Source organism: Glutamicibacter uratoxydans (genome assembly GCF_050753455.1).
Classification (GTDB): domain Bacteria; phylum Actinomycetota; class Actinomycetes; order Actinomycetales; family Micrococcaceae; genus Glutamicibacter; species Glutamicibacter uratoxydans_A.
Map to the genome: position 1 here is coordinate 1,855,929 of NZ_CP192736.1, position 25,568 is coordinate 1,881,496.

Annotated in this window: 26 protein-coding genes; 10 read left to right on the top strand and 16 right to left on the bottom strand. The window is 56.3% G+C overall.

Annotated elements, in window-relative coordinates:
• Positions 1-48: 48 nt before the first annotated feature.
• Positions 49-750: a DUF6308 family protein gene (locus tag ACQQZ8_RS08475; protein ID WP_431709407.1), complete on the bottom strand. Its 702-nt coding sequence runs from the start codon at positions 748-750 to the stop codon at positions 49-51.
• 608 nt (positions 751-1,358) lie between these two features.
• Here ACQQZ8_RS08475 and ACQQZ8_RS08480 point away from each other — a divergent pair.
• Together ACQQZ8_RS08480 and ACQQZ8_RS08485 are read left to right on the top strand one after the other, a co-directional pair.
• Entirely contained in the window at positions 1,359-2,444 is a 1,086-nt protein-coding gene (locus ACQQZ8_RS08480) for an S-(hydroxymethyl)mycothiol dehydrogenase (protein WP_431709408.1), read from the top strand.
• Positions 2,444-3,073: an MBL fold metallo-hydrolase gene (locus tag ACQQZ8_RS08485; protein WP_431709409.1), complete on the top strand. Its 630-nt coding sequence runs from the start codon at positions 2,444-2,446 to the stop codon at positions 3,071-3,073. Before ACQQZ8_RS08480 ends, ACQQZ8_RS08485 begins: the two co-directional genes overlap by 1 nt.
• Positions 3,074-3,299: 226 nt before the next feature.
• Here the strand turns inward: ACQQZ8_RS08485 and ACQQZ8_RS08490 are convergent, their stop codons facing one another.
• Positions 3,300-4,010 carry an SOS response-associated peptidase gene (locus ACQQZ8_RS08490; RefSeq protein ID WP_431709410.1) on the bottom strand — a complete coding sequence of 237 codons (711 nt, stop codon included), beginning with the start codon at positions 4,008-4,010 and terminating at the stop codon, positions 3,300-3,302.
• A gap of 54 nt (positions 4,011-4,064) precedes the next feature.
• Between ACQQZ8_RS08490 and ACQQZ8_RS08495 the strand changes: the two genes are divergently transcribed.
• On the top strand, positions 4,065-4,349 hold the full coding sequence (locus tag ACQQZ8_RS08495) for a glutaredoxin domain-containing protein (RefSeq protein ID WP_431709411.1): 285 nt from the start codon (positions 4,065-4,067) through the stop codon (positions 4,347-4,349).
• Between the two features lie 132 nt (positions 4,350-4,481).
• Here ACQQZ8_RS08495 and ACQQZ8_RS08500 read toward each other — a convergent pair whose 3' ends face one another.
• Positions 4,482-5,216 (bottom strand): lipoate--protein ligase family protein, encoded by a 735-nt coding sequence (locus ACQQZ8_RS08500; protein ID WP_431709412.1) that lies wholly within the window; start codon positions 5,214-5,216, stop codon positions 4,482-4,484.
• A 111-nt stretch (positions 5,217-5,327) separates the two neighbouring features.
• On the opposite strand from ACQQZ8_RS08500, the gene ACQQZ8_RS08505 reads away from it, so the two are divergent.
• Positions 5,328-5,939 carry a uridine kinase gene (locus ACQQZ8_RS08505; RefSeq protein ID WP_431709413.1) on the top strand — a complete coding sequence of 204 codons (612 nt, stop codon included), beginning with the start codon at positions 5,328-5,330 and terminating at the stop codon, positions 5,937-5,939.
• Here ACQQZ8_RS08505 and ACQQZ8_RS08510 read toward each other — a convergent pair.
• Positions 5,936-6,754 (bottom strand): thioesterase family protein, encoded by an 819-nt coding sequence (locus tag ACQQZ8_RS08510; RefSeq protein WP_431709414.1) that lies wholly within the window; start codon positions 6,752-6,754, stop codon positions 5,936-5,938. The genes ACQQZ8_RS08505 and ACQQZ8_RS08510 overlap by 4 nt on opposite strands.
• A gap of 90 nt (positions 6,755-6,844) precedes the next feature.
• Positions 6,845-7,429: a helix-turn-helix domain-containing protein gene (locus ACQQZ8_RS08515; RefSeq protein ID WP_431709415.1), complete on the bottom strand. Its 585-nt coding sequence runs from the start codon at positions 7,427-7,429 to the stop codon at positions 6,845-6,847.
• Between the two features lie 74 nt (positions 7,430-7,503).
• Here ACQQZ8_RS08515 and ACQQZ8_RS08520 point away from each other — a divergent pair, with 74 nt between their 5' ends.
• The 3 genes from ACQQZ8_RS08520 (at position 7,504) to ACQQZ8_RS08530 (ending at position 9,959) form a co-directional block, all read left to right on the top strand.
• Entirely contained in the window at positions 7,504-8,427 is a 924-nt protein-coding gene (locus ACQQZ8_RS08520) for an NAD(P)/FAD-dependent oxidoreductase (RefSeq protein WP_431709416.1), read from the top strand.
• 625 nt (positions 8,428-9,052) lie between these two features.
• The gene (locus tag ACQQZ8_RS08525) at positions 9,053-9,256 is read left to right on the top strand and encodes a cold-shock protein (RefSeq protein ID WP_265156112.1); all 204 of its coding nucleotides are present in this window, start codon (positions 9,053-9,055) and stop codon (positions 9,254-9,256) included.
• Positions 9,257-9,347: 91 nt separating this feature from the next.
• Positions 9,348-9,959, top strand: a complete 612-nt coding sequence (locus ACQQZ8_RS08530; protein ID WP_431709417.1) for a tetratricopeptide repeat protein — start codon at positions 9,348-9,350, stop codon at positions 9,957-9,959.
• Between the two features lie 234 nt (positions 9,960-10,193).
• Here ACQQZ8_RS08530 and ACQQZ8_RS08535 read toward each other — a convergent pair whose 3' ends face one another.
• The 10 genes from ACQQZ8_RS08535 to ACQQZ8_RS08580 form a co-directional block, all read right to left on the bottom strand.
• Entirely contained in the window at positions 10,194-11,357 is a 1,164-nt protein-coding gene (locus ACQQZ8_RS08535; RefSeq protein ID WP_431709418.1) for an FAD-dependent oxidoreductase, read from the bottom strand.
• 93 nt (positions 11,358-11,450) lie between these two features.
• On the bottom strand, positions 11,451-12,707 hold the full coding sequence (locus tag ACQQZ8_RS08540; RefSeq protein WP_431709419.1) for an MFS transporter: 1,257 nt from the start codon (positions 12,705-12,707) through the stop codon (positions 11,451-11,453).
• Positions 12,708-13,203: 496 nt separating this feature from the next.
• The gene (gene nrdF, locus ACQQZ8_RS08545) at positions 13,204-14,178 is read right to left on the bottom strand and encodes a class 1b ribonucleoside-diphosphate reductase subunit beta (RefSeq protein WP_431709420.1); all 975 of its coding nucleotides are present in this window, start codon (positions 14,176-14,178) and stop codon (positions 13,204-13,206) included.
• Positions 14,179-14,385: 207 nt separating this feature from the next.
• Positions 14,386-16,536 carry a class 1b ribonucleoside-diphosphate reductase subunit alpha gene (nrdE, locus tag ACQQZ8_RS08550; RefSeq protein ID WP_431709421.1) on the bottom strand — a complete coding sequence of 717 codons (2,151 nt, stop codon included), beginning with the start codon at positions 16,534-16,536 and terminating at the stop codon, positions 14,386-14,388.
• Positions 16,533-17,015 carry a class Ib ribonucleoside-diphosphate reductase assembly flavoprotein NrdI gene (gene nrdI / locus ACQQZ8_RS08555; protein WP_431709422.1) on the bottom strand — a complete coding sequence of 161 codons (483 nt, stop codon included), beginning with the start codon at positions 17,013-17,015 and terminating at the stop codon, positions 16,533-16,535. The genes nrdE and nrdI overlap by 4 nt, the downstream gene beginning before the upstream one ends.
• A gap of 64 nt (positions 17,016-17,079) precedes the next feature.
• Positions 17,080-17,310, bottom strand: a complete 231-nt coding sequence (gene nrdH / locus ACQQZ8_RS08560) for a glutaredoxin-like protein NrdH (protein WP_054820723.1) — start codon at positions 17,308-17,310, stop codon at positions 17,080-17,082.
• Between the two features lie 531 nt (positions 17,311-17,841).
• On the bottom strand, positions 17,842-18,654 hold the full coding sequence (locus tag ACQQZ8_RS08565; protein ID WP_431709423.1) for a PfkB family carbohydrate kinase: 813 nt from the start codon (positions 18,652-18,654) through the stop codon (positions 17,842-17,844).
• Positions 18,651-19,403 carry a YggS family pyridoxal phosphate-dependent enzyme gene (locus tag ACQQZ8_RS08570; protein ID WP_431709424.1) on the bottom strand — a complete coding sequence of 251 codons (753 nt, stop codon included), beginning with the start codon at positions 19,401-19,403 and terminating at the stop codon, positions 18,651-18,653. Before ACQQZ8_RS08570 ends, ACQQZ8_RS08565 begins: the two co-directional genes overlap by 4 nt.
• 132 nt (positions 19,404-19,535) lie before the next feature.
• Positions 19,536-21,260 (bottom strand): ubiquinone-dependent pyruvate dehydrogenase, encoded by a 1,725-nt coding sequence (gene poxB, locus ACQQZ8_RS08575; protein ID WP_431709425.1) that lies wholly within the window; start codon positions 21,258-21,260, stop codon positions 19,536-19,538.
• Positions 21,261-21,416: 156 nt separating this feature from the next.
• Complete coding sequence (locus tag ACQQZ8_RS08580) at positions 21,417-22,196, bottom strand: YggS family pyridoxal phosphate-dependent enzyme (protein ID WP_431709426.1); 780 nt, start codon at positions 22,194-22,196, stop codon at positions 21,417-21,419.
• A 130-nt stretch (positions 22,197-22,326) separates the two neighbouring features.
• Between ACQQZ8_RS08580 and ACQQZ8_RS08585 the strand changes: the two genes are divergently transcribed.
• A complete protein-coding gene (locus ACQQZ8_RS08585; protein ID WP_431709427.1) occupies positions 22,327-22,935 on the top strand; it encodes a DUF2249 domain-containing protein in 609 nt (202 codons plus the stop codon).
• A gap of 8 nt (positions 22,936-22,943) precedes the next feature.
• Here ACQQZ8_RS08585 and ACQQZ8_RS08590 read toward each other — a convergent pair whose 3' ends face one another.
• Entirely contained in the window at positions 22,944-24,026 is a 1,083-nt protein-coding gene (locus tag ACQQZ8_RS08590; RefSeq protein WP_431709428.1) for a PLP-dependent cysteine synthase family protein, read from the bottom strand.
• Between the two features lie 182 nt (positions 24,027-24,208).
• On the opposite strand from ACQQZ8_RS08590, the gene ACQQZ8_RS08595 reads away from it, so the two are divergent.
• The gene (locus tag ACQQZ8_RS08595; RefSeq protein ID WP_431709429.1) at positions 24,209-25,048 is read left to right on the top strand and encodes a hypothetical protein; all 840 of its coding nucleotides are present in this window, start codon (positions 24,209-24,211) and stop codon (positions 25,046-25,048) included.
• A 140-nt stretch (positions 25,049-25,188) separates the two neighbouring features.
• A complete protein-coding gene (locus ACQQZ8_RS08600; protein WP_431709430.1) occupies positions 25,189-25,554 on the top strand; it encodes a hypothetical protein in 366 nt (121 codons plus the stop codon).
• Positions 25,555-25,568: the final 14 nt, after the last annotated feature.

The window sequence follows — 25,568 nt, forward strand, 5'->3', positions numbered from 1 at the left end:
TCCCAAAAGTCCCGGTTAATCATCTCTAGCTTCAAAAATTACCGTTGTCTATGTACCAGCTAACTTAGGTTGCTGAGCCGGCTGCTGAATATGCCCAAACCGAGCTTTGCTCTTCCCTTCCATCCAAAGGATGATGTCCAAGACGCGCAAGATCGACAGATGAACCTGGCCGGACGTCTCGCGGATGGTATGCAAACGGTTAACGAATATACCTCCCGCGTCGTTCTGGAAGGCCTCAAACCATAGTTCCCATTGAGCGCTGCTGTTCGAAATTTGCACTTGAGCTGCGATCACCGAGTCATAGATGGGAATGAGGTGCGGCCGCTTCCGAGCGAGAATCTTGCTGGCTGTTGTTTGACCGATCCCCCAGCTGTCTTCCTTCTGGCGTAACAGTCTCCAAAGTGCGCTGGCTGGTGTATCCCGTTCAAAGAAAACCTCAAAATCGGTGGCGCGCAGATCCTCGATCCGAGTTTCGACGGGTATCTGGGACAGTAGCGACTCGATTTCGCATTCCAGATTCTCCAATATGCCAATGGCAGCCTGCGCGGGAACATGGACGGAAAGCATCGAGACGGCAATAAGATCCGCGGCCGTAACTCGATTCGGCTCATTTATGTCCCCGCCACCACCAAAAGTCTCGAATCTAGAACCGGTGTATCTCGGACGACCGTTGACCTGTTGCCCAAAGTACGTGCGAATGTGCGTAACCGCACGGTCATCCGGAATTGCTGAAAGAACTTGACGTGGCATACATCCCCCAGAATAGTTTTTCGGCATGTTCGCCCCAACTCAAACCAACGTAGCAGGTGAAGAGGTAACCTGCGGACACCATCCATGCGGGTTACGGTCGCAGATTCCACACCCGCAGGTCCCTGTTTCTGATCGTCTCCAGCAAATCGTCCTGACATACCTGTCCAAGAACCAACCGGTACTGTGCCAGGCCAGACACCATCCGTTGACTCCCGGGGTACATCACGACTTAAAGGGTGATCAAGCAACCGCCGTTCGAATTCTGTGTTCTCCACTTTAAGTCCAATATGGTGAAAACTCCCACCTCGCTTCCCGAGGGCTAGCAGTAGCCACCATTATCAGCAGCCGAACAATATACTGTCCACGACAGATTCAGTCATTGATTATGTTCCAAACGAGCATAATCACTCACCGGGCCTCTTACTGTCCACTCAATAACGCTTCACACTATTAAGCCTTCAACGGACAAGACCTCAGCCCATCACCGGTGCCGCGTGTCACACCAGCGATTCCAACCCACCGCGGAGCGCCGGAGCTAGCTTCGACTCACCACTGCCGATAGCATCAAGGAGACCTGAAATATAACGTATCCAAGGGGACCAAACCACATGCCACATAAGGTTAAAGCCGTAGTTTCTCGTGCCAAGGACGCCCCCGTCGAGGTCCTTGACATCATCGTCCCGGACCCAGGCCCGGGCGAGGTCGTCGTTGACGTACTAACCACCGGTGTCTGCCACACCGACCTGCACTACAAGCTCGGCGGAATTGGCGATGAATACCCATACCTGCTGGGTCACGAGTCCACCGCCGTGGTCAGCCAGATCGGCGAGAACGTCACCAACGTCAAGGTGGGCGATCGCGTCATCCTGAACTGGCGTGCAGTCTGTGGCCAGTGCCGCGCCTGCGCCAAGGGTGAGCCAAAGTACTGTTTCAACACCTTCAACGCCACCCAGAAGATGACGCTGGAAGATGGCACCGAGCTCTCCCCTGCGCTAGGCATTGGATCCTTCGCCGAGAAAACTCTGGTTCACTCCGGTCAGTGCACCATCGTCGATGAGGAAGCCGATCCGGCAGCTGTGGGCCTGCTGGGCTGCGGTGTCATGGCCGGTATTGGTGCGGCCATCAACACCGGTGAAGTCAAGCGCGGGGAATCCGTAGCTGTCATCGGTTGTGGCGGGGTGGGCGCGGCAGCCATTGCCGGCGCGCAACTGGCCGGGGCGACCACCATCATTGCGGTGGATGTGAACCCGGAGAAGCTAGAAGGTGCCAAGAAGTTCGGTGCCACCCACACCGTGGACTCCTCCAAGGTCGACGCAGTGCAAGCCATTCAGGAACTTACCGGCGGTTTCGGTGCCGATGTGGTCATCGATGCGGTGGGTCGTCCAGAGACCTACAAGCAGGCCTTCTACGCTCGTGACCTCGCCGGCCGCGTGGTACTGGTCGGTGTACCGACCCCGGAAATGAAGCTCGAACTGCCATTGCTCGATGTCTTCGGCCGTGGTGGCTCACTGAAGAGCTCCTGGTACGGCGACTGCCTCCCAAGCCACGACTTCCCCATGCTCGTCGAACAGTACAAGCTTGGACGTCTGGATCTGGATTCCTTCGTCACCGAGCGCATCAAGCTCGATGAGATCGAGGCAGCTTTCGACAAGATGCACGAAGGTACCGTGCTGCGTTCGGTGGTGGAAATCTAATGAGCGCACAGATCGAAAACATCGTCACTTCCGGAACCTTCTCGCTGGACGGTGGCACCTGGGATGTGGACAACAATGTTTGGCTCATCGGCGATGAGCAAGAAGTGCTGGTCATCGATCCGGCCCACGAACCACAGAAGGTGTTGGACGCGATTGGTGATCGCACGGTGAAGGCCGTGCTACTCACCCACGGGCACGATGATCACATCCGTGCCGCCGGTGAGTTCGCCGATGAGGTAGATGCACCGTTGTACCTGAACCCTGCCGACATGATGCTCTGGGATGCGGTCTACCCGGAACGTCAACCGGATGTCGAGGTCAAGGACGGGGATGAGTACTCGATTGCAGGGGTCACCCTCAAGGCGCTGCACACCCCTGGGCACTCGCCGGGTTCAACCTGCTTCCACGTTCCGGAACTGGATGTACTCTTCAGCGGTGACACCCTGTTCCACGGTGGCCCGGGAGCTACCGGACGCAGCTACTCCAGCTTCGAGACCATCATCGAATCGATCCGTGAACGGCTGTTGACCCTGCCGGAAAAGACCGTGGTCTACACCGGTCATGGGGAGAGCACCAGCATCGGCGCCGAGGCACCAAATCTGGATGAATGGATTGCCCGCGGCCACTAGTCGCCCCCGGGCAAAGAGCCCGCCGGTTGATCGTGCTTCAGCATGGTCAACCGGCGGGCTTTGCCATCTCCGTGCTCACCCGCACCGGATCGGCGGAAAACTACCATGGCGAGGTGATCGACTCAGACCAGCCACTGCTCCAGTGCGATCTGCTGGTGCCGAAAATCCCGCAGGACACACGGTGTCTAGATTGGCTTGGGCTGCTGCCGCGCTGACAAGCCGATCGTTAGAACAGCGAGGAGGAATGCGGCTCGATCAATTCGGCGTAGTTGTTGCGCACATTGCCCACCGCGGGGTCGACTTCATGCAACGTCCAGTGCGCAGCCACGTCGAAAGCGTTGGCGCGTAATTCATCGAGGAGCACTGCGGTGTCGCAGGCCGCCGGATCCAGCCACTGTTTCATGGTCTGCTGATCCATCGGGATGGGCAGCCGGTCGTGTAACTCCGCGAGCTCTGCAAGGACACCTGGCGCATCAGCGGGCGGGGAATCCATGGTCAGGATCGTGGTGGAAAGCACCCAGCTGTCATCCGCATCCTTCCACCACTCATAGAGTCCGGCAAAAAAGATGAGCTCCCCCGCGGGATGATGGACAAAGTACGGGTGTTTCTTCGCGCCGACTTTCTTCCACTCGTAGTACCCCTGCACTGGAACCGCGGCACGCCGTTTCTTCACCGCCGAACGGAAGGTTGGTTTACTTTCCACGGTTTCGCTGCGCGCGTTAAAGGCACGTACCCCCACCGATAAATCTTTAGCCCATCCCGGAACCAGTCCCCAGCGGGCCACATGGATCTGTCGGTGCAGTTCGCCCTCCACCAGACGTTCCAGCACGATCGGAACATCCGTTGTGGGAGCCACATTCCAGGATTGACGCAGTTCAAGGTTCGCGTCTGCTTCGGCTTCAGCCTCGGCAACCAAGTCGCCGATGGCTTTTGCCATCACGTATCTGCCACACATGGGAACAAGTCTGCCACTTAAATGGTTCAATAAAGTATGACTAACGCAGTTAATTACGACCAGTACATCCCGGAAGCCGGGGCCGTCACTATGTTCACCACCAACTGGTGCGGCTATTGCCGAAACCTGAAGCGGATGATGGATCAGAAGGGTGTGAAGTACACCGAGGTGAATATCGAACAGGTCGAAGGCACTGCCGAAATTGTCGAGTTCTTCAACGGCGGCAACCAGACCGTTCCTACCTTAGTCTTCCCCGACGGCACCGCTGCCACTAATCCCGGCATCCAGGAAGTTGTGGAACGCTCCGGGCAGGGGGCCTAGGTTCTTAGCCCGCACCATCTGCGGTGGGGGCTGGTTTTGATCTCGAAGATCGCGGCGGCCAGGTCATCAGTACTCGGCCGCCACGATCTTGTTCGCCACAGTACGAAGCTGAGATTCGGAGGATCACGTGGCTTAGCGCCTGATCTCATATTCCGTTGCGTACTCGGTCAAGAGTTCTTCGAGAAAAACCTCTGGTTTCACTCCGGCTACCAGATCGTCGGCCGCACCCACGGTGCTCGGGTCCATCGGGATCTGCATCTTTTGATACACCTCATCCAGTACTTCACGGATCGGGGCTGAGTCACTGATCACGAAGACGGAGGAAAAGAGCCAGGCCCCAGCAATCACCCGTTGAGCGGTACCCACCAATTTCACCGGCACCGGGGTATTAGAACCAGGCCCGGGGATACCGTGAACAGAATGTTCACCGGCACAGTACTCGCCAGCTAATTCGCCCACCTGAGCCTGCACCCCCAGGCGTTGCAGCGCCCTAGCGTACAGCTGGCCAAAGTGGATAAAACGGGCTTGATGACCCAGCATCGCATCATCGTGCGGTTCAATATGATCCACGATAAGTGTGCCCCGGTGATAGGCTGCCGCTCGCCCGCCTGCCTTACGCACCACTGGCGTGAATCCATGCTTCAGCGCGACTTTAACCGCATCCTCATACCCTGCCAAACGCACATCACGTTGCCCGAAAGCAAGAGTGGGATCCGGACGGTAGATTCGTAGAAGTGCGGGCCGGCTTCCTGCGCGTACCTCCCGTAACAGCTCGACTCCACGTTCTAGATCGGCAACCGCGTCACCACTAGGCTCTTCAGTGAGCACATGCAGGGCCACGGACTGCCGGAAATTTTCACGATCCATGACTTTCAGTCTAGTACCGGCCTGGCCGCCCGAGGTTTGTCTGCCCTAGTGTGGCCAACCGGACGCTTGATTGGTGTCGCAGGCGGCTGCTGTTGAGGAATAATGGAAGGCGTGCCAAATTCTCCTACCGCGGTGATCCTTATAGGCGGCGCTTCCGGATCAGGCAAGTCTTATCTCGCCTCCCGCTTCGGACGACCGCATTTACCCTTGGATGAGTTCTACCGCCAAATCAGTGAGGACGGCTCTCCTGAACTGTTCCCGCGCACAGGGTATGGCGAGATCAATTGGGATCACCCTGCCACATGGAACCGGCAGGCGGCACTGAACGCGATCACCGAATTGTTGGACACCGGCTCAACCATGGTTCCTAACTATTCGATCAGCACCTCCAGCTACAGTGGACACCGCGAAATTCACGGTCTAGGTCCGATTGTGGCCGAAGGGATCTTCTTGGCGGAGCTACTTGAACCGCTCAAAACCATGGGAATCAACGTCCGCGCCTACTATGTTGACGAGCCGGCGTTGTTCACCGCGGTTCGACGATTTATTCGTGACGTTTCCGAACGCCGCAAACCGATTCCTTTTCTTATCAAGCGTGGTTACGCGCTTTTTAGGGCACACCGGTCAGATCGTGAGCATTACCGAACTCAAGGGTTCGACGTTGTTGCCAAGCCCAAGCTGAAGCTACTACTGGCCGATTTGGTTGATGACACTCGCGTTTAGAGCGGACGGACGGTCAGGATCTGCTCGCTGCGGCCAAAAGGGCCGTCAAGATCGTGTAAGACCGCCGAGGTCAACCCGATACCGTCGCTACCGTAGGATTGCTGAGCCTCAAAGCCGAGCCACTGCCCGGCAGGTTCCCGGTACATATGAACCTGCAGATCCACGTTGGGGAACATCCAACTGTTCGGTCCAGGTTCGGATCGTGGCGCCACACCATTGGCCGTATCCGCCATCCCGAGCAGTCGAACCACATCGGGGCTCTGCACATCCTTGACCATAGCGAAGGGGTTACGGATCCACACGATACCCTTGCCCGGTCGGTGGCCGGGGGCGGCACGCATTTCTAGACCGCGGATGTAACCGCCGGGCCACATCTTGGACGCATCATAGGTTTGGCAATCTTCTGGACCCATAATTTTTGCATCTTCTACCCCGGCGACCTGACTGGAGTCTCCGGTTGCCAACCGCCAAGCCCGCGCAACAATGCAGGTTCGACCGTTGGTGATCATTTCCGCCTCAACCAGTTCAATAGTCCGTCCGGGACGCACCATCCGTGTTTTGATCTCGCACTCGCCAGCATGGATCAGCCCGTAGATCTCCAGGCTCATTCGCGCCATGCGCATTCCTTCGCGGGGCTGGAAGTTTATGAGCTCGTGGCTCAGCAATCCGGTTGCAGGAGCCATATGTTGTTCATGTGCATTCCATGCGCCTTGGGCGTGAATGGTGGAACGGTAGCGGCCCTCGCCTAGTGGCTCATAGTAGAAATCGCCGGTAGCTAGGACTTCTGCGAGCTGGTCATCGACCTGATAGGTCATGGTGGTACCTCATTGAAAGATCATCTTTTACGTGCTTTTGCTCACCCTACCGGAGAATACTCTGAGGGGTGAGGCAGCGTACCGGCTGTGTCACGATGATGAGCTGGCATCATCGCGATGAGCATGATGCCCGGCAGGGTCCATAATGCTCAACACCTCGGCTACCTCACCCACCGCCCAAAATGAGTGCGGGGTCATGGTGTCGAACTGCGCCGCTTGTCCCGCTTTGACGTGAAAAATTTTGTCACCCAGACGCAATCTGACTTCGCCACGCAGCACCGTGAACCAATCCTTTCCGGGATGAACCCGCGGCTCCGGTTCGTTAGCGGCTTCCCGCGGATCAATCCGCATTTTCACCACTACACTTCCGTTCAGACCATCGGGATCCGATAAACGCCAGGTTGTCAGTCCGGGAAACTGAATCGGTTCGGGCCGAATGACGGCGTCCTGACCGGCCGCGGGCGCTACTAATTCATCAATGGTCGTATCAAGTGCTCGTGCCAGGGGAACCAGTTGATCTAAAGCGATCCGACGGTTTCCGGTTTCAATTCGGCTCAAGGTCGAGACACTCATCCCCGACCTGCTAGCCAAAGACTCGAGAGACCATCCTTTGGCTTGGCGAAGGCCACGAATGCGCAGCCGAACAATAGCGTCCAAATCCAATTCTTGCGTCATGCGCAAAAGTGTATCCCAATTCAGCAAAGCGCTTCTAGGATTTAAACCACAGAACCCACGCAAGGGAGTACATCATGGAAAAGTTTGACGTCGCTGTCATCGGTGCCGGTGCGGCAGGAATTTCGGCGGCTGTGGCCTTGGCTCGTAGCAAACGGTCGGTGTTGGTGCTCGACGCCGGAAAACCGCGTAATGCGGCTGCTTCCGGTGCACACAATGTCATGGGTATGGAAGGAAGCTCGCCGCAGGAAATCCTCCGGCAATCTCGTGAGAAAGCCGAAGCGTATGGCGTTCAGTTCAGCTCTAGCCAGGTCAAGGAACTGAGCGGAAGCAAAGAGGAAGGATTCTTGGTCAACGGCGGCGAAAGAACCTTCAGCGCCCGGCGGATCCTCTTGGCAACCGGACTCAAGGATGTCCTGCCAGACATTCCAGGTTTATCGGAAGCTTGGGGCAAGAGCGCACTGCATTGCCCCTACTGCCACGGCTGGGAAGTGAGAGATCGACGAATCGCAATCATTGGCATCGGCATGATGAGTGCACATCAGGCTAAGCTTTTCAGCCAACTCAGCGAGCATGTCACCTACATTAATCACACCCCAGAGATGCTTAGCGCTGAGGACCGGCAAGTCCTCACCGCACTATCCATCCCCATCATCGACGCTCAGCTGGAGTCAGTAGACGTAGACACTTCGGGCCAGCTCGATCTGTTGCATCTGAGCACAGGACAGAAGCTCGCTATGGATGCCGTTGTGGTGATGACCCGCCTGCAGGCTAACGCTGAACTCTATGAAGCCTTGGGTGGAGTTCTCTGCGCTAACCCACTAGGAAACTACATCGCCGTCGATCAGATGGGCGCGACCGACATTCCTGGGGTTTATGCCGCGGGCAACGTGGCTGAGCTCAGCGCTATGGTCTTAGCGGCCGCGGCTAGTGGAGTCAGCGCCGGAGCCGGAATCAATTATGATCTCATCGCGCAAAAAATTGAATCCCTCATCAGTTAGAACTCATTTTTGACTAAAACTTACTCCAAAATCAGCTAACCAAACCATATTTTTCGCTTCCAAGAGATGCGATAAAAACCGGGCCGACTTGGGAGAAAGATGATGACGTCGCCACCTAATCTAGATTGTGGTGACGTCATCATGCTACGAACCGGGATAAATCGGTGCTATGCTTGTGGAGTTATCCCGCGTTCCGGAGTAATCCAGAATGCACAAGGTTGAATCTGCATCATAAGTCGCAAGTTCAACCATGCAGCAGCTTGGTTCGCTGACGTAGTTACTACGCGCGAACTCTTATTGAATCGAATCCTTAATTTTTTCTTCTCCACTGCCACTCCGGTCAGCTTCCACGTCTTTCCACCACCTTTCATGGGTGTTCGTAACGCTGCCTCAAATCTTCAGTCCCGGATCTGGCCACACAACCTCACGGAGTTTACGGATTCTTTCCCCTTTACGGAGCAAACTCAGCTCCAGCATCGACAGAATCAGCAATCGATTTTCGATGCTTCGCCTAACCACGGCTGCGCCAACTGCGCACTAAGGTAACCACAAATTTCGTATTGCTCCAGCAATACGGCAGTAACGGTCGCAATGAGTGGCCGAAAATGAATAGGAAATAAATATTATGGCCACTGGCACTGTGAAATGGTTCAACGCTGAAAAGGGCTTCGGCTTCATCGCTCCTAACGATGGTTCGGCTGACGTTTTCGCTCACTACAGCGCAATCCAGAGCTTCGGTTTCCGTAGCCTTGAAGAGGGCCAGACCGTGGAATACGATCTGGAAGCCGGTCCAAAGGGCCCACAGGCAACCAACATCCAGGCTCGCTAAGTCTGAAACATTCTCGCTGCGGTTGAACAAACTAAACCTTTGTTCAACCGCAGCGGTGTTTAACCGCAGGGTTCCGCCTAGGATTTTAGACATGCATCAAACGTCTCAAAACGAGCCCTCTCAAAAAGCCAGCTACGTCATCGATCCTGTCACGTTACGCGAAGTTGTTAACAACGAGGCTCTAGTCCTAGCACGGATTTCTGAGCTGGAGACGGCAGGTGAGTCAGGCGACAAGGAACGTATCGCGTGGCTTCGCATGATCGGACGGTTACAGGATGCTGAGGAGCTGGGCTGGGTGCTGCTGGTCAGGTCGGGCGGGGCTAATGCTATGCACGACATCTTTGCCCCACTTCCGTTTGAGGCGGTTCCCGATGCATTGCGTCTAGCTCACGTCCTGCACTGGCAACGCAACTACACGCAGGCCGAACTCCTCTTCGGCGCAGCTTTGGAAGCTGGAAGACGTGCGGTTGGAGAAATGGACAAAAACTCCCGCATCGCCCGAACGTTGGTAGCTTTTACACACCAACATTTAGGCAAAATGTATTTTGATCAAGGGCAGTTGGCCACAGCACTGAGGTGCTTCGAACATGCTTTAGCCCTTCGGCATGAGCTGCAGAGTCCTGTGGATCAGCTCCAGTCCACGCGGCAAGCTATCGCCACGACTGAATCACGCATGTCCCCAGCCAAAACTTCATTGCCCTGACTAATTTCTAGACGCCAAAATACCCCGACATTTGGCTGAAGAGCCTCTAACTCACTGAGATTCTTAGTGCTACCTCGTTGCCGGGCCCACGCGACCTTCAAAACCATCGGAACGAGTCGCGTCACCTAGGTGGTGGGCATTTGCCAGTGGGACAGGTTGCAAGCGCCAGCTACTCACAACGAACGACCCAGAAAGCAAAGTGGTCTCACCGCAAAGCACTCTGAGGTAGTTAGCTTATCTTCGTGCCGCTTGTGGCGGCCTTTCCCGCAAAAGACCAACACCTAATAATCGTGCAGGGATTCGGCTCAACCACGGAACTCGTTCGAGAACCGTCCCCACCATGGCCGGAAGTGTCAAGCTTGTGTCTTGTTCAAGAATACGGCGTAGCCCGCGGTGCATGATTCGCTGAATCGATTGAATCGTAATCGTCGGCAAGTATCTACGCCGTTGCACCGCAGCGACATCCCGATCCGTGATGTGGCCTGTGGCCAAGGGAGTGGCGAGTAGTCGTGCAGCACATACCGCATCTTGAACCGCAAGATTCACTCCAACCCCACCAGCCGGACTCATCGCGTGGACCGCATCCCCGATGCCAAGAAAGCCACGCCGCCACCATCTCGATGCCAGATTCACCCGGACCTCCAGCAACTTGAGATCCTCAAGTTCGAGCTTCTCTATACCCTGCGCAAGAGCTGGAACATCCTCTCGAAACTCGGCACGAAACTTTTCAATGCCGCGCTGACGAAGGATCCCGTCTTGCCCTTTCAACAACAACCTGGCCGCCTGCACATATCCGCGCCGCGGTATCAATGCATAGACACGTTTCGGTCCAAAAGCCGGCAGTAACGACTCCGCAACGCGATGCGTCCCTGAAACTCTGAACCACCAAACGTCTATGGGTACTTTTGCATCGCGTACCGGTAATTCCGCTTGCTCGCGCATTTTCGACCAGCGGCCATCTGCCGCGATGGTCAGCCTTGCAAAGGCCTCACCCTGTCCCGCTGCGCTCCGGTAACGCACGCCAATGACTTGTTCCTGGTTGAAGAGCAGCTCATCGGCTTCACAATTTAATCGAAGTTCAAAACTCGGTTCCTTGGCGGCAGCTTCGGCTAAGAGGTTGAGGAAATCCCACTGCGGTGCCATCGCAATAAAAGGGTATGGGTGTTTCAACGAGGCCAAATCAACTACGGTCACGCGCTTTCCTTGAGAATCCTCTAGCTGCGCCCGAGCGACCTTAGAAAATCCGATTTTCTGGAATTCATCCATCAGACCAAGTTCGTGCAGGATTTGGAGGGTAGAGGGATGAATCGTGTCACCGCGAAAGTCTCTGAGAAAATCTCCGTGTTTCTCCAATACCAGAACGCGCACCCCACAGCGGGCCAGAAGTAAGCCAGCCATTAATCCGGCTGGTCCTGCCCCGACGATAATGCAGTCCCATGATTCTTGCATGACACTCCCCCGCACTGCTCGGCAGCTACTCCTAGCTTGGCACTACGAATGGTGTCTGGAAAGTTGTTTGGACGAGAAAAAGTCTCGATTGACAAAAATCACCACGACCACCGGCAGGAGCAAGATCAGCGACAGGCCACCGTAACCCAACCACAGCAATAGTGGCCCGGCAAGAAGTCCGCCAGCTGCCCCGAAGAGATTCATGACCAGATCCGAGGTACCTTGAAGTTGAGGTCGCTGTTCAAGGGGCACCGCCCCGGTAACCATCGTGGCACCGGCGACCGTCGCAGCGCTCCATCCCAATCCCAAACAAATCAGCGCAAAGGTCACCAACGCATAATCATCGCGCCAAATCCAAGCCGAAATACTTGCCACGATGAATAACAGCTGTCCAATCAGCACCACTCGTTGTGCGCCAATCAGATCACTCAGCCACCCAAAAACTGGCGAAAGCGCATACATTCCCGCCACGTGTGCCGAAATCGTGATCCCAATCAGCGTCAGACTTGACCCATGATTTTGCAGATGGATCGGCGTCATCGACATCAGAGCCACCATATGCGCATGGCTCAGTGCAACCGTTAAGACCGCTTGTCTGGCTGGGCGCGAAGAACGCAATGTACTAAACCCGCTAGTGCGCTTGCTGATTCCGGTACTAATCTTGCCTTCACGGGCTAAGGCCACATGCATCGGATCGGGCCGCAAACCCAGCCAATAAATGATTAGACCCATGGCTTGAGCACCCATAGCGATAATAAATCCACCGGTAAACTCAGGCAGTCCCCAAGCCTGCGAAATTACTTCGCCAGGTTGAAACAAATTCGGACCGGTTACTGCCCCGACAGTAGTCGCCCACACGACTAAAGACAGGTCACGCCCGCGAGTTTTTGGATCTGAGAGATCTGTTGCGGCAAAACGCGATTGTAAGTTCAGCGCACTTCCGGTTCCTAACAACCCCATCCCGAGCAACAAGACGGGCCACCACTGTTGAACTGCCGCAGCCAGAATCACTAGGACGCCTAAGATCGCGATGAGCGCGCCACACGACAACGCGATGCGACGACCGCGGTTCTGTGCGAGTAGAGCCAACGGCAGAGCCATCGCGGCGGCACCCACCGTGTTCATTGTGGCCGCCATCCCAGCTAAGGATTCGTTGCCCGCGACGTTCACGATCAACAACGATCCAAGCGTCAACGTGGCACCCGAACCCATTCCGCCCAGGACCTGTCCGAGCGCAAGAATGGTGATCGAGCGGCGCCTGACCCGTTGGATCTGTTGGGCGGAGAAAACCCTCGTCATGTTCCTCAGTTCCTCAGCATCTAATTCTGCTCCGATCTTAGCCACTGCCCTGCGCAAACAGAGGTTAACTCAGGCGATTCGCACGAATATAGAGTAATGCTCAACAACTACATGGTCATTGCTCTGCAGACTTACCAAATCCCATGTCCGGACTGATTCCGCTCCCCTTGCAAGCTTGATGATTTAAGTCTGCAGAACCATGTTGGCTCAACCCCAATTACGAATGCCAACATTGCATTGAAGTATGCCATTGTCGGCTCCTTCGTTTCCCGAGAGCCGCTCGTGGATTTGGGTAAAGGTTTGATGGCTCTTCGAGATTTGGCGGGGTGACCCCCAAAAAAAGAAGTGAGTCCGCAGTACCTTCTGAGAATATGGATGTTGACTAAGACAAATTGTGAGTACGGGGACAATTGCTTACTTGATCGACATATTGCCACCTTCGTTATCACTTCACATTCAAAAGAGCCGCAAAATAGGGCCACTCAGAACGGGGCTTCTAGAATTCCCAATCCTCATCTTCGGTATTCACCGCTTTACCAATGACATAAGAGGAACCGGACCCCGAAAAGAAGTCATGATTTTCGTCGGCGTTCGGACTCAGCGCGGCCAGGATTGCTGGTGAGACATTGGTGACTGCGGCCGGGAACATGGCCTCGTATCCCAGGTTCATTAATGCCTTGTTCGCGTTGTAGTGCAGGAATTTCTTCACGTCTTCGCTGAGCCCCACCGGATCGTACAGCTCGTGCGTGTACTGCACCTCATTCTCGTAAAGCTCCATCAGGAGTTCAAAGGTGTAGTCCTTGAGTTCCTCACGACGCTGGGCAGTTTCCTGTTCCAACCCTTTTTGATATTTGTACCCGATGTAATACCCGTGGACCGCCTCATCACGAATGATGAGCCGAATCAGGTCTGCCGTATTAGTCAGCTTTGCCCGGGAGGACCAGTGCATCGGCAGATAGAAACCGGAATAGAAGAGGAATGATTCCAACAGGGTTGAAGCGACTTTACGCTTCAGCGGATCCTTCCCGTAGTAATACCCCTCGATGATTTGTGCTTTCTTCTGCAGATAGGTGTTCTCGGTTGACCAACGGAAGGCGGCTTCGATTTCCTTGGTGGAGGCTAGGGTGGAGAAGATCGAAGAGTAGCTCTTAGCGTGCACCGATTCCATGAAGGCGATATTGGTGTAAACCGCTTCTTCGTGTGCGGTCAACGCATCGGGAATCAGACTGACCGCACCCACGGTACCTTGCAAGGTATCAAGTAGCGTCAATCCGGTGAATACCCGCATAGTCAGAAGCTTTTCGTCCTCGGTCAGCGTTGCCCAAGACTGCAGATCACCGGACAACGGGATTTTTTCAGGTAGCCAGAAATTATTGACCAAACGGTTCCAAACTTCAACGTCTTTCTCATCTTGGATACGATTCCAGTTGATCGCTTGGACGTGATGGGTGAGTCGAGAGTTTTCAGTCATGTTCACCTCTTATCGAAGTTCCGAAAGATTCGGGGTTTCGATTCTAGCGCCGGACGCCCTGCATGGTCAGTAGCCTTATGAGGATACCCGTGTTTTGTGCCGTGGTGTCCGCTTATTTTTGGGACCTACAGCAATAGACCCCCGGAAACGTGATTTGTTTCCGGGGGTCTATCAATCACACTGAGCAGTTAGCTCTGGGGATTGTGCTTAGAGCATGCACGAGACGCAGTTATCGACCTCGGTACCTTCCAGTGCCAGCTGACGCAGGCGGATGTAGTAGAGGGTCTTGATACCCTTACGCCATGCGTAAATCTGTGCCTTGTTGATGTCACGGGTGGTGATGGTGTCCTTGAAGAACAGCGTCAAGGACAGGCCCTGATCCACGTGCTGAGTCGCAGCAGCGTAGGTGTCGATGATCTTCTCGTAGCCGATCTCGTAAGCGTCTTCATAGAACTCGATATTCTCGTTGTTCATGAATGGCGCTGGGTAGTACACGCGCCCGATCTTACCTTCCTTGCGGATCTCGATCTTCGAAGCCACCGGGTGGATCGAGGAGGTCGAGTTGTTGATGTAAGAGATCGAACCGGTGGGTGGGATGGCCTGCAGGTTCTGGTTGTAGATACCGTGCTTCATGACCGAAGCCTTCAGGCTTTGCCAATCTTCCTGAGTTGGAATCTTGATCCCGTCAAAGAGCTCGCGTACTCGCTCGGTAGCTGGCTCCCACACCTGGTTGGTGTACTTGTCGAAGAATTCGCCGGAGGCATACTTCGAGTTCTCGAAACCGTCGAAAGTTACTCCGCGTTCGATAGAGAGCTTATTCGAGGCGCTCAGAGCGTGGAACAGAACGGTGTAGAAGTAGATATTAGTAAAATCAATACCTTCCTCGGAGCCGTAGTGAATGTGTTCACGCGCCAAATAGCCATGCAGGTTCATCTGGCCCAAACCGATGGCATGGGACTTGGAGTTACCGTCAGCGATCGAAGGAACCGAGACAATATCGGACATATCCGACACTGCGGTCAGTGCACGGATGGCGATATCGACTGAACCGGCTAGGTCTTTACCGTCCATGGCCTTGGCGATGTTCATCGAGCCGAGGTTGCAGGAGATGTCCTTACCCACAGTGGAGTAGCTCAAGTCATCGTTGAACTCTGAGGCGGAAGATACCTGCAGAATTTCCGAGCACAAGTTGGACATGGTGATGCGACCGGCAATTGGGTTCGCACGGTTTACCGTATCCTCGAACATAATGTACGGGTAACCAGATTCGAACTGGATCTCGGCGACCGTGGTGAAGAAGTCACGCGCGTTGATCTTCTTCTTGGCAATCCGCGGATCGTCAACCATCTCGTAGTACTTCTCGGTAACCGAGATTTCGCTAAATGGCACTCCATAGACGCGCTGTACATCGTACGGGCTGAAGAGGTACATGTCCTCGTTCTTGCGCGCAATTTCGAAGGTGATATCCGGAACCACTACACCCAGCGACAGGGTCTTAATGCGAATCTTCTCATCAGCATTCTCGCGCTTGGTGTCCAAGAAGCGCAGAATATCCGGGTGGTGGGCATTCAGATAAACCGCGCCGGCACCCTGACGAGCGCCGAGCTGGTTGGCGTAGGAGAAGGAGTCTTCCAACAGTTTCATGACCGGGATAACACCGGAAGACTGGTTCTCAATCTGCTTGATCGGGGCACCGTGCTCACGCAGGTTGGTCAGCGACAGGGCCACACCGCCACCGCGCTTCGAGAGCTGGAGCGAGGAGTTCACAGCACGAGCGATCGATTCCATGTTGTCTTCGATACGCAGCAAGAAGCATGAAACAAGTTCGCCACGCTGGGCCTTACCTGCGTTGAGGAAAGTTGGGGTCGCGGGCTGGAAACGACCCGAAATGATCTCGTCAACGAGGCTCTCAGCTAGGGCTTCTTCACCACGGGCAAGGTGCAGTGCAACCATGCAGACGCGGTCTTCGTAGCGCTCCAGGTAACGCTTGCCGTCGAAGGTCTTGAGCGTGTAGGAAGTGTAGAACTTGTAGGCACCAAGGAAGGTCTGGAACCGAAATTTCTTGTCGTAGGCGCGTTTGAATAGGCCACGAATGAAATTCATCGAGTACTGATCGAGCGTTTCACGCTCGTAGTACTCGTGCTTGACCAGATACTCCAGCTTCTCGTCTAAGTCGTGGAAGAACACGGTGTTGTTGTTGACGTGGTCCAGGAAATACTGGCGCGCAGCGTAACGGTCAACCTCGAACTGAATCTTGCCATCTGGACCGTAGAGGTTCAGCATAGCGTTCAGGTCGTTATAGGTCAGCCCCTGCAGGTGCGCAGGAAGCTCCTTGGAATCGGTGGAGTCCATCGTCATGTCCGCTTCTGAGACTTTAGTGTCCAAAAGGTATCAAGCCCTTCTTTGACTTTGAGAACATCTTCTGACGTTCCCATCAATTCAAATGTGTATAAAACCGGTACGTTGCATTTGGCTGCGACCTTCTTGGCGGCCAAACAATACGCTGCACCAAAATTGGTGTTTCCAGATCCGATGACTCCCTGCAGCAGCCGACGATTTTGTTCGCTTCGAAGGAATCTGAGGATCTGAGGTAAAACTGAACGTTTGCCGTTCTCGCCACCGTAGGTGGGGATCAGCAAGACATAAGGTTCGGTGGCAATCAGCTCTGGTTCAGCGGAATAGAGGGGAATGCGGGCCGAGCTGAGATTAAGTTTTTGCACGAATCGATGCGTGTACTCCGAGGCAGAAGAAAAATAGATCAACTGCTGGTCGGTGTACCGCACTTCGCGACCATCTTTATCCAACTGCCGGTTCTCGGCGAGGGCTGATGGTGGCATGTGAATCGCCTCCACTCACTCGCTTTGCGCGAGCAAGATCGTTGTGGGTCGCAGACCGTTGAACCTAGTTAGCCTGAGCCAAGGTCTCGATCTTGTCCGGACGGAAACCGGACCAGTGATCGTTGTCGGTGATAACGACCGGGGCCTGCATGTAACCCAAGTTGCGGACACGTTCCAAGGCGGCGGCATCCTGCGAGATGTCGACCTTGTTGTACACAATGCCCTTCTTATCCAGCGCACGGTAAGTAGCGTTGCACTGGACGCAAGATGGCTTGGTGTATACGGTGACGGTCATGTCCCTGCTCCCCTGTTAAAAAGTCCCTATTGGCCGTGCGATCAGCCACCTAGGCTTGCCGCTTGCCATCACATCTATCGAGCCCGAAAAACGTGTTTCGGGTATTTTCGACGCTGAGCGTCTCATCGGGTTCAATACTACATCTTGTGTTCGCCCGCGCAAGCAGCCACAACATGATGTATTACAAGTATGTCATTTGGTGGTTGTCAAGTCCACAGCAGCTGTGGATAAATCGGGTCGATTAAACCCCGATTTCTCGCGATCTTGGAGTGCTTGTCCACAGCCGGTGAGTAACCCGTTGTGGGTGAAAAAAACTTCATGTGACTCTTCTTTCGGCGTGTTGCCCGGACCTTATCTAGTGGGTGGATCTGCGCCCCATCCCTACCCCTAGTGTCCGTCGCCGTACCCACATTTTGGATCCGTCGCTGCCAGCTGTGGGCAAGATTCTGTGCTGCGGCACAAAAAATTTCGCGGCCGGAAGGTTTTCCTTCCAACCGCGAAATTCTGCTCCCGCTGCGCTGCTCGGTCGGATCAGTGCTCCGGGCTAAAAAGTGGGTGCTTCCCGCTTAGAGCCGTGGCGGTATCCGCCACCGCCTGTTGCACCGCATCCAAGAGCGTGGAGCCGGTCAGTAGCTGACCGATCAGCAGACCCGCAAAACAGTCCCCCGCCCCTTTGGCTGTTGTTTCAACCAGTGCGGTGTCGACCTGTTCGAAAGTCTCGGAGTCCACCGCTAGCAGCGTCCCAATGAGGCTCGGGACATCGGTCGGAGCCGAGGTGACCAGCACATGGGTGCACCCGCGCTCGATGAGATCGAGCGCCGCATTGGCCGCATCCTGTTCATCGAGCACTGCTTCGCCACTGAGTAGCTCTAGCTCAAAAGCGTTGGGGGTCAGTAGCCACGCCTGGTCCACAAGCTGCTCAGCGTAGGCCTGGGCCACCTCCGGTTGGGTGTAAAGACCCACATCTCGATCCCCCATGGCTGGATCGACAATGAGTTTCAACTGCGGGTACTGCCCGCGGGCACGATCTAACCACTGGGCAATAATCTTCGCTTGCGAGGCTTGGCCCAGATATCCCACAAAGACATACTCGGTGGCCGCAAGAACTTCGCGGGCCAACAGATCATCAAGGAACTCGCCCAGCCATTGATCACTGATTACTCCACCGCCCACGCTGGGATAATGCGGTAGGTTGCTCAGCTGGACGGTTGGCACCTGCACACAGCGCTGCCCGGCGGCTTCGATCATCCGGGCCACGGTATTGTTCCCCACCGCCCCGTACACCAGTTGTGAGCCGATCACCACGACCTTGACCGAACGTTGGTCCAGTTCCAGGGCGCTCATGCGTTGTTCCGTGGCGGATGCTGACGCGCCCCAAAGATCCCTTGTCCGACGCGCACCACGGTGGCACCTTCGGCAATAGCCAGTTCGAAGTCGCCGCTCATACCCATGGAAAGCTCGGTAAACAGCTCGGGATGGGAGACCTTTTGGCGCACCTGTTCGGCACATTGGCGAAGTTCTCGGAAACAGCCGCGAATCACCTGTTCATCGGTGGTGTTGGTGGCCATGGTCATCAGCCCACGCAACACCAAACGGTCCAGGGGTTCGATGGCCTGGGCCAGCTCGGCAACTTCGGAGGCCTGCAGACCGGATTTAGTGTCTTCCCCCGAGGTATTAACCTGGATGTAAACCTCCAGGCTTCGGTCCTGGTCTTCCAATTGCCGTTGGAGGGTCTCGGCCAGCCGCAAGGAATCGAGGGCATGGAATTCATGGGCGAAGCGGGCCACGAACTTGGCTTTATTGCGCTGCAGTGGACCAATAATCGCGTAGCGCAGATCCGGGAGGTCCGCCAGCTCTTCGCTTTTAGCCTGAGCTTCCTGAACCTTGTTCTCCCCTAAGGTGGTGACCCCGGCCGCGATAGCCAGCCGCAAGCGTTCGGAAGGGATGGTTTTGGTGACTGGGAGCAGTCTCACCGAGTCCACCGGACGCCCGGCGGCAAGCGCGGCCGCCTCGATCTTAGACTGCACGGCGTCAAGGTTATGCGCGAAGTCCTCGGTTGTCGCGGCGTGTTCCGCGGCTGGTTGCGAAGTCATGGAGATGTACTGGCCTCTTCTTCCCACGTAATGCCCTAGTCTCGAATCCGGCCGCGCTAGAGAGCGGGCCCGGACATTTCAAGCATAGGGTTCTTGGGCAGCGAGTTCATCTTTCACCGCGGGTTGCCTGGTCTAGAACATGCGCCGCCAGTTAGTTTTGGCCAAATCCAGCAGTTCATCTCCGCGCCCGGACATGACGGTCTTGATGGCGAACAATGCGAAGCCCTTGGCCTGTTCCAGCTTGATGGTCGGCGGCATACTCAATTCCTGCCGGTCGGTGACCACATCGAGCAGCACCGGCCCGTCGTGGGCCAGCATCTCGGCGACCGCTTCGGGCAGCTCATGCGATTCGGTGACCCTGATCCCCTTGATCCCCATGGCGTTGGCTACCGCAGCAAAATCCGGGTTCTCCAGATCGGTGGCGTAGGTCAAATACCCGGCCGCTTTCATTTCCAGTTCAACGAAGTTCAGTGAGGAATTGTTAAACACCACGGTCTTCAGCGGCAGGTCATTCTGGTTGGTGCTGAGCAGTTCCCCAAGCAGCATCGTCAATCCCCCATCCCCGGCCAAGGCGATCACCTGCCGAGTGCGGTCCACCGCTTGGGCTCCCAAGCCGTGGGACAGTGCGTTGGCCATCGACCCATGATTAAAGGAACCGATGAGGCGCCGACGCCCATTCATGGTTATGTAGCGGGCGGCCCACACCGTGGGGGAACCGACATCGGCGGTGAAGATTGCGTCCTCGGCGGCGGCCTGGTCGATGAGCCGGGTCAAATATTGTGGATGGATGGCGGTTCCGGGCTTGGATTCGGTCGCCAGCTCGTCAAGTTTTTCTCGGGTCTTTTCAAAGTGTTTGACCGCTTCGTCCAGGTGTTTGCGGTGTGTGCTGCGCGGCAATACGGCGGCGAGCGCCGCGGCGGTATCCTTGACGGTGCCGACTAACGGGAGGTCAACCTGGGTGCGTCGACCGATTTGTTCACCGCGCAGGTCAACCTGGATCACCGTGGCGTGCTCGGGCAGAAACTGCTGATAGGGGAAGTCGGTGCCCAGCATCAGCAGTACCTCGCATTCGACGATGGCTCGGTAGCCGGAGGCGAATCCGATCAGTCCGGTCAGTCCCACGTCGAAGGGGTTGTTATAGGAAATGTGTTCCTTGCCGCGCAGCGCGTGGACGATGGGGGCCGCGAGCTTATCGGCCAGTTCCAGCACCTCGGTGTGGGCCCCGGCGGTTCCCGCGCCGGCTAGGATCGTGACTTTCTTGGAGGAGCCGAGGATCGCGGCGGCGCGTTCGATTTCCGCTTCGCTGGGTAGGATCCGCGGGTTACTGGCGGTGATAGCGCGAGGAGTGATCTTTGGCATCTCCGCCAAAGCCACATCCCCGGAGATCACCAAGACGGCCACACCCCGTTTTTCGATTGCGGTTCGGATCGCAATGTCTAGGATGCGAGGCATCTGTGAGACATCGCTGACTTGCTCCACATAGACCGAGCATTCACGAAACACTTCCACCGGGTGGGTCTCTTGGAAGTAGTTGGAGCCGATCTCTTCGCTGGGGATGTGCGCGGCGATGGCCAGTACCGGAACCCGTGAACGATTCGCATCGTAGAGTCCGTTGATCAGGTGTAGGTTTCCCGGGCCGCAGGAACCAACACAGACCGCCAGCTGTCCGGTGATCTCTGCTTCGGCCGCCGCAGCGAAGGCCGCGGCCTCCTCATGGCGGTGATGCACCCATTGGATCTCGCCGTTTTCACGCAAGGCGTCGGTTAGCCCGTTCAGCGAATCCCCCGGAATCCCGTAAATGCGCCGCACCCCTTGGGCGTCGAGCTGGCTGATAATGTTCTGGGCCATATTGGGCATGAAAGCTCCTCTACGCAGAAGGTGTGCTGCTTGGCAACAAAGTGCCTGTATCTTTCACCCTATGGCCAACCAGAGACAACGTCCACGGATCCGCTCGGCTTTTTCAGCGGCCACCCAGTAACCGCCAATGGCACACCCAGCGGTTTGACTGTGCCCCTAGTGTGCGAAACCTGGCCAGTAGTGGCTATCGGGTAGTGCCCGGGCCCCAAAAATCGCTTGCCCGACGCGCACCACGGTTGCCCCCTCGGAGATCGCCAGCTCAAAGTCACCGCTCATTCCCATGGACAGTTCCTCCAGACCGATCCCTTCCGGTGCCGTGTCACGCAAGCGGTCACGCAATTCGCGTAAGGTAACAAAGCAGCTGCGCACCTTGGCGGTATCCGAGCTGAAGACGGCCAAGGTCATCAGCCCTTGGACCCGCAACCGGTCAAAGGCCGGAAGTTCCTTGATGAATTGAGCGGTGGCAGCCGGTTCCAAGCCGAATTTCGATTCCTCGGCCGAGGTGTTGACCTGGACGAACACGTCAAGGGTGCGGTCTTCAATTTCGAGTCGGCGTTGCAAGGCGGTGGCTTGCCGCAGATTATCTAGGGCCTGAAACTCGTGGGCGAAGCGGGCCACATACTTGGCCTTGTTAGTCTGCAGGTGCCCAATGACCGAAAATTTCAGTCCGGGGATATCGGCCAGTTCCTCCGCCTTCCGTGCCGCCTCCTGCACCTTGTTTTCGCCCAAGTAGTCCATGCCGGCCGCAATAGCTAAGCGCAGGCGTTCTTCCGGAACAGTTTTGGATACTGGAAGCAGACGTACCGACCCTGCCGGTCGGCCGGCTTGCGTCTCTGCGGCAAGGATACGTTGTTGCACAGCACTGAGGTTAGCTCGAAAATCCTCAACGGTTTGTGCGTGCGCCGCAGCGTTGGGTGCGGGGACCTGCTCACTCATTATCGGAGCCACTCCTTGAAATATCCGATGAACGGCCAATAATCTGATTCTAAGTCTATGCATGTATCCTGCGCGGGGTAGCTCAACGAAACAATCCGCGACTTGAGTCTTTGGAAGGGACCGCACGGCAATGAACCCTAATCCCGAGCAGCTAATCGATGTGCGAGACATTCCCAAGCCGGAACGCCATCCCTTGATCTTCGGTCGCTACCAGCAGCTTCAGGTGGGCGAATCTCTCTACCTGCATGCCGATCATGAGCCGCAGAACCTGCGTCAAGAGTTTGAGCGCGATCATCCCGGAACTTACCGGTGGGAAGCCGAAGAGCTGACGGTCGGGCACTGGCAGGTGCGAATCACTAAGGAAGCTGCCACCCCGGCGCCCCGCATCATGACCAACAGCAAAGATTTAGGCAGCGCCACGTCGGATACGGATCTGAACGGAGCGATCTGGAAGCTTGAGCCCAGCGAACGGCAGCTGGATGCCAATATCATCGCACTGTCCGGCGGCGAAGAAATTGGTGAACACCTCGGCCCGGATCTCGATGTGTTACTGCACATCATCAGTGGCAGCGGCACCCTTGAGACCGAAACCGAGCGGCTCAACCTCACCCCGGGCGATGTGGTGTATCTACCGGCCCGTGCCCGCCGCCGATTTATCGCCGCGGATGAGGGGTTACGCTACTTTTCCGTTCACCAACGCAAACGCACGCTGGGACTGATGCCCACACTCCGCGGTTAAGCCCACGCTCAGTCGCGCCAGCTGCCGGTGGCAAGGAAATGCTCCAGCACCGCATAGTGGGGCTCCAAGTGAAGGTCATTGGCCACCAGCCAGGCATCGTCATAGTAGGTGTTGAGGTAACGCTCGCCCTTGTCACAGATGAGGGTGACCACACTGCCAGTTTCTCCGCGCTGTCGCATCCGAGCGATGAGCTGGAAAGCCGCATACAGGTTGGTGCCGGTGGAACCACCAGCCCAATGGCGGGTGCGGGCCCGCAACAAACGCATGGCGGCGATCGAACCGGCATCCGGGACTTGGAACATCTCATCGATCACCCCGGGCACGAAGGACGGTTCAACGATCGGCCGGCCTATCCCCTCAATCCGTGATCCCTTCCCGGTTTGGTAGCTCATATCAGCCCTGCGCCACCCCTCGTAAAAGGCCGAGTTCTCCGGATCGGCGACAGCCACCTGCGTATGATGCCGCCGGTAACGTACATACCGGCCAAATGTGGCGCTGGTGCCTCCAGTACCGGCGCCCACCACAATCCAAGCCGGCACCGGGTGACGTTCGGCAGACAACTGACTGAACACAGACTCGGCAATATTGTTATTCCCCCGCCAATCGGTGGCCCGCTCGGCATAAGAAAACTGATCCAGATAATAACCACCACTGGACGCAGCCAACTCCCGAGCCGAGTCATAGACCGCCGAAGGGCCATCCACAAAGTGACAACGTCCCCCATAGAACTCGATCAGTTCCACCTTTTCGCTGCTGGTACCGTGCGGCACCACCGCAATAAACGGCAACCCGAGCATCCTAGCGAAGTAAGCCTCAGACACCGCGGTGGACCCGCTAGAGGCCTCCACCAAGGTGGTGCCCGCAGAAATGTGGCCGTTAACCAGCCCATAGAGAATGAGCGAGCGCGCCAAACGATGCTTCAACGACCCGGTAGGATGCACCGACTCATCCTTCAAATACAGGTCGATCCCCCAGTGTGCAGGTAAGGGAAAGACATGCAGGTGCGTATCTGCGCTCCTATTCGCATCGGCGTCTAACAGGGCAATCGCATGGCGGACCCAGTCCGCTCCCAGAAGAGTTGCATCAGTCACAGCATCCACCCTAAACCGGATTCCCACTCAGACCCCACCCCCTGACACCAAACGAGGTGTTTAGCGAGACGCGGCCGACGTAACGGACCGGCTCGCACCACCTGCCGCCGGGTTCCCACGCTGCGCGGTAGCTAGGTGATATGTTGTGAGCACCAAAAGCACGCTGAGCTAAAGACAGGGAAATGTTGCGCCCCAGTGAACCCAAGAATTCGGCGCTCGCCGCCATTTCGAGCGCCGTGCTGGGCTTCGGCTCGCTGCTGTGGGTGTTACTAGCTGGCGGCGCATTCTTTGGCAACACGGTGGCCGAGACGGCCGGTGGGTGGTTAGCCAGCGATGGTACCGCGGCAGCACCGGCGGCACCGGCCTTTTACATCTGGTGGCCGCTCTATCTGGGCTTAGCCGGATACTTCCTCTGGCAACTGTTACCGAGTAACCGTGGGGCCCAACTACACCAGCAGATTCGCGGTTGGGCCGTGGGCTCGATTCTGCTCAATGCGCTCTGGTTGCAGATGATCCAGTGGGACCAACTAGGTTTGTCGCTAGTGGTGATGCTGCTGTTGGTTGCGGTACTCACCACCCTGGTGCGGTTGATTAGCACGCAGGTGCTGTACCGTGCCACCGACCGTTGGGTAACCCGTGCCACCTTCGGGATCTATTATGGCTGGATTCTGATGGCCGCGATCGCCAATGCGGCGGCCTGGTTCAGCAGTTTAGAGAGCCAATCTTTGGATCAGGCCTTGAAACCGCTAACCGCCCTGTTAATCCTCTTGGCGGGGCTCGCAATTTGCGCGCTAACCTTCAAGAATCCCATGGGAATTTATGTGAATGCCGGGTCCTTATGGGCGATCGTCTGGATCGCGGTGGCACGGTTTAGCGGGGCACTGCCCTCAGCCTCGGTCGCCGTGTGCGCCGCGGTGGCCGCAACACTGATGCTGATCTGCTTGGCTACCAGCCTGCGCCATCGCGTAGGTTCTTTGCTCCAGGAGATGCTTCGCCGGGCCAAAGGTGCCGCAGGGTCATAGGACGGCAGATTCTTGCTGTGAATTCGCCAAAAGCATGATTCATTCCTTGAGTCCGAACTTGCCGCTGGCTAGGCTGGAGATTATGGCAACGGGTTGTTCAGCCACCGTGTTGCCGAGGGGAAATCAACGAAAGAGGGAACATGTCCAAGACAAAGACCAAGAAGAGCTTCCAAGAGGTTGAGAAGTCGTTGAAGAAGCTGGCGAAGAACGCTAAGGCCGAGATTCCCAATGATTTGAAGGATAGCTGGAACAAGGCAATCGCTGGCGTCGATGTCAGCGCCATCAGCGACGCCGGAGCGAACTTGGTCAGCAATGTGACCGGAGACTCCAAGGCTGCCAAACGTACCCGCGCTTCGGTGGAAGATGCCGTGTCTCGTGCGCAGAAGGCGCTCAGTGCAGAAACGAAGAAGAGCTCCGGTGGACGCAAGTTCTTCATCTTCCTGCTCCTTGCTGGTGCCGCCGTTGCAGCGATCCTAGCTGCCAGCAAGAAGTCCGCAGCCCACTAATATTCATAAAGCCT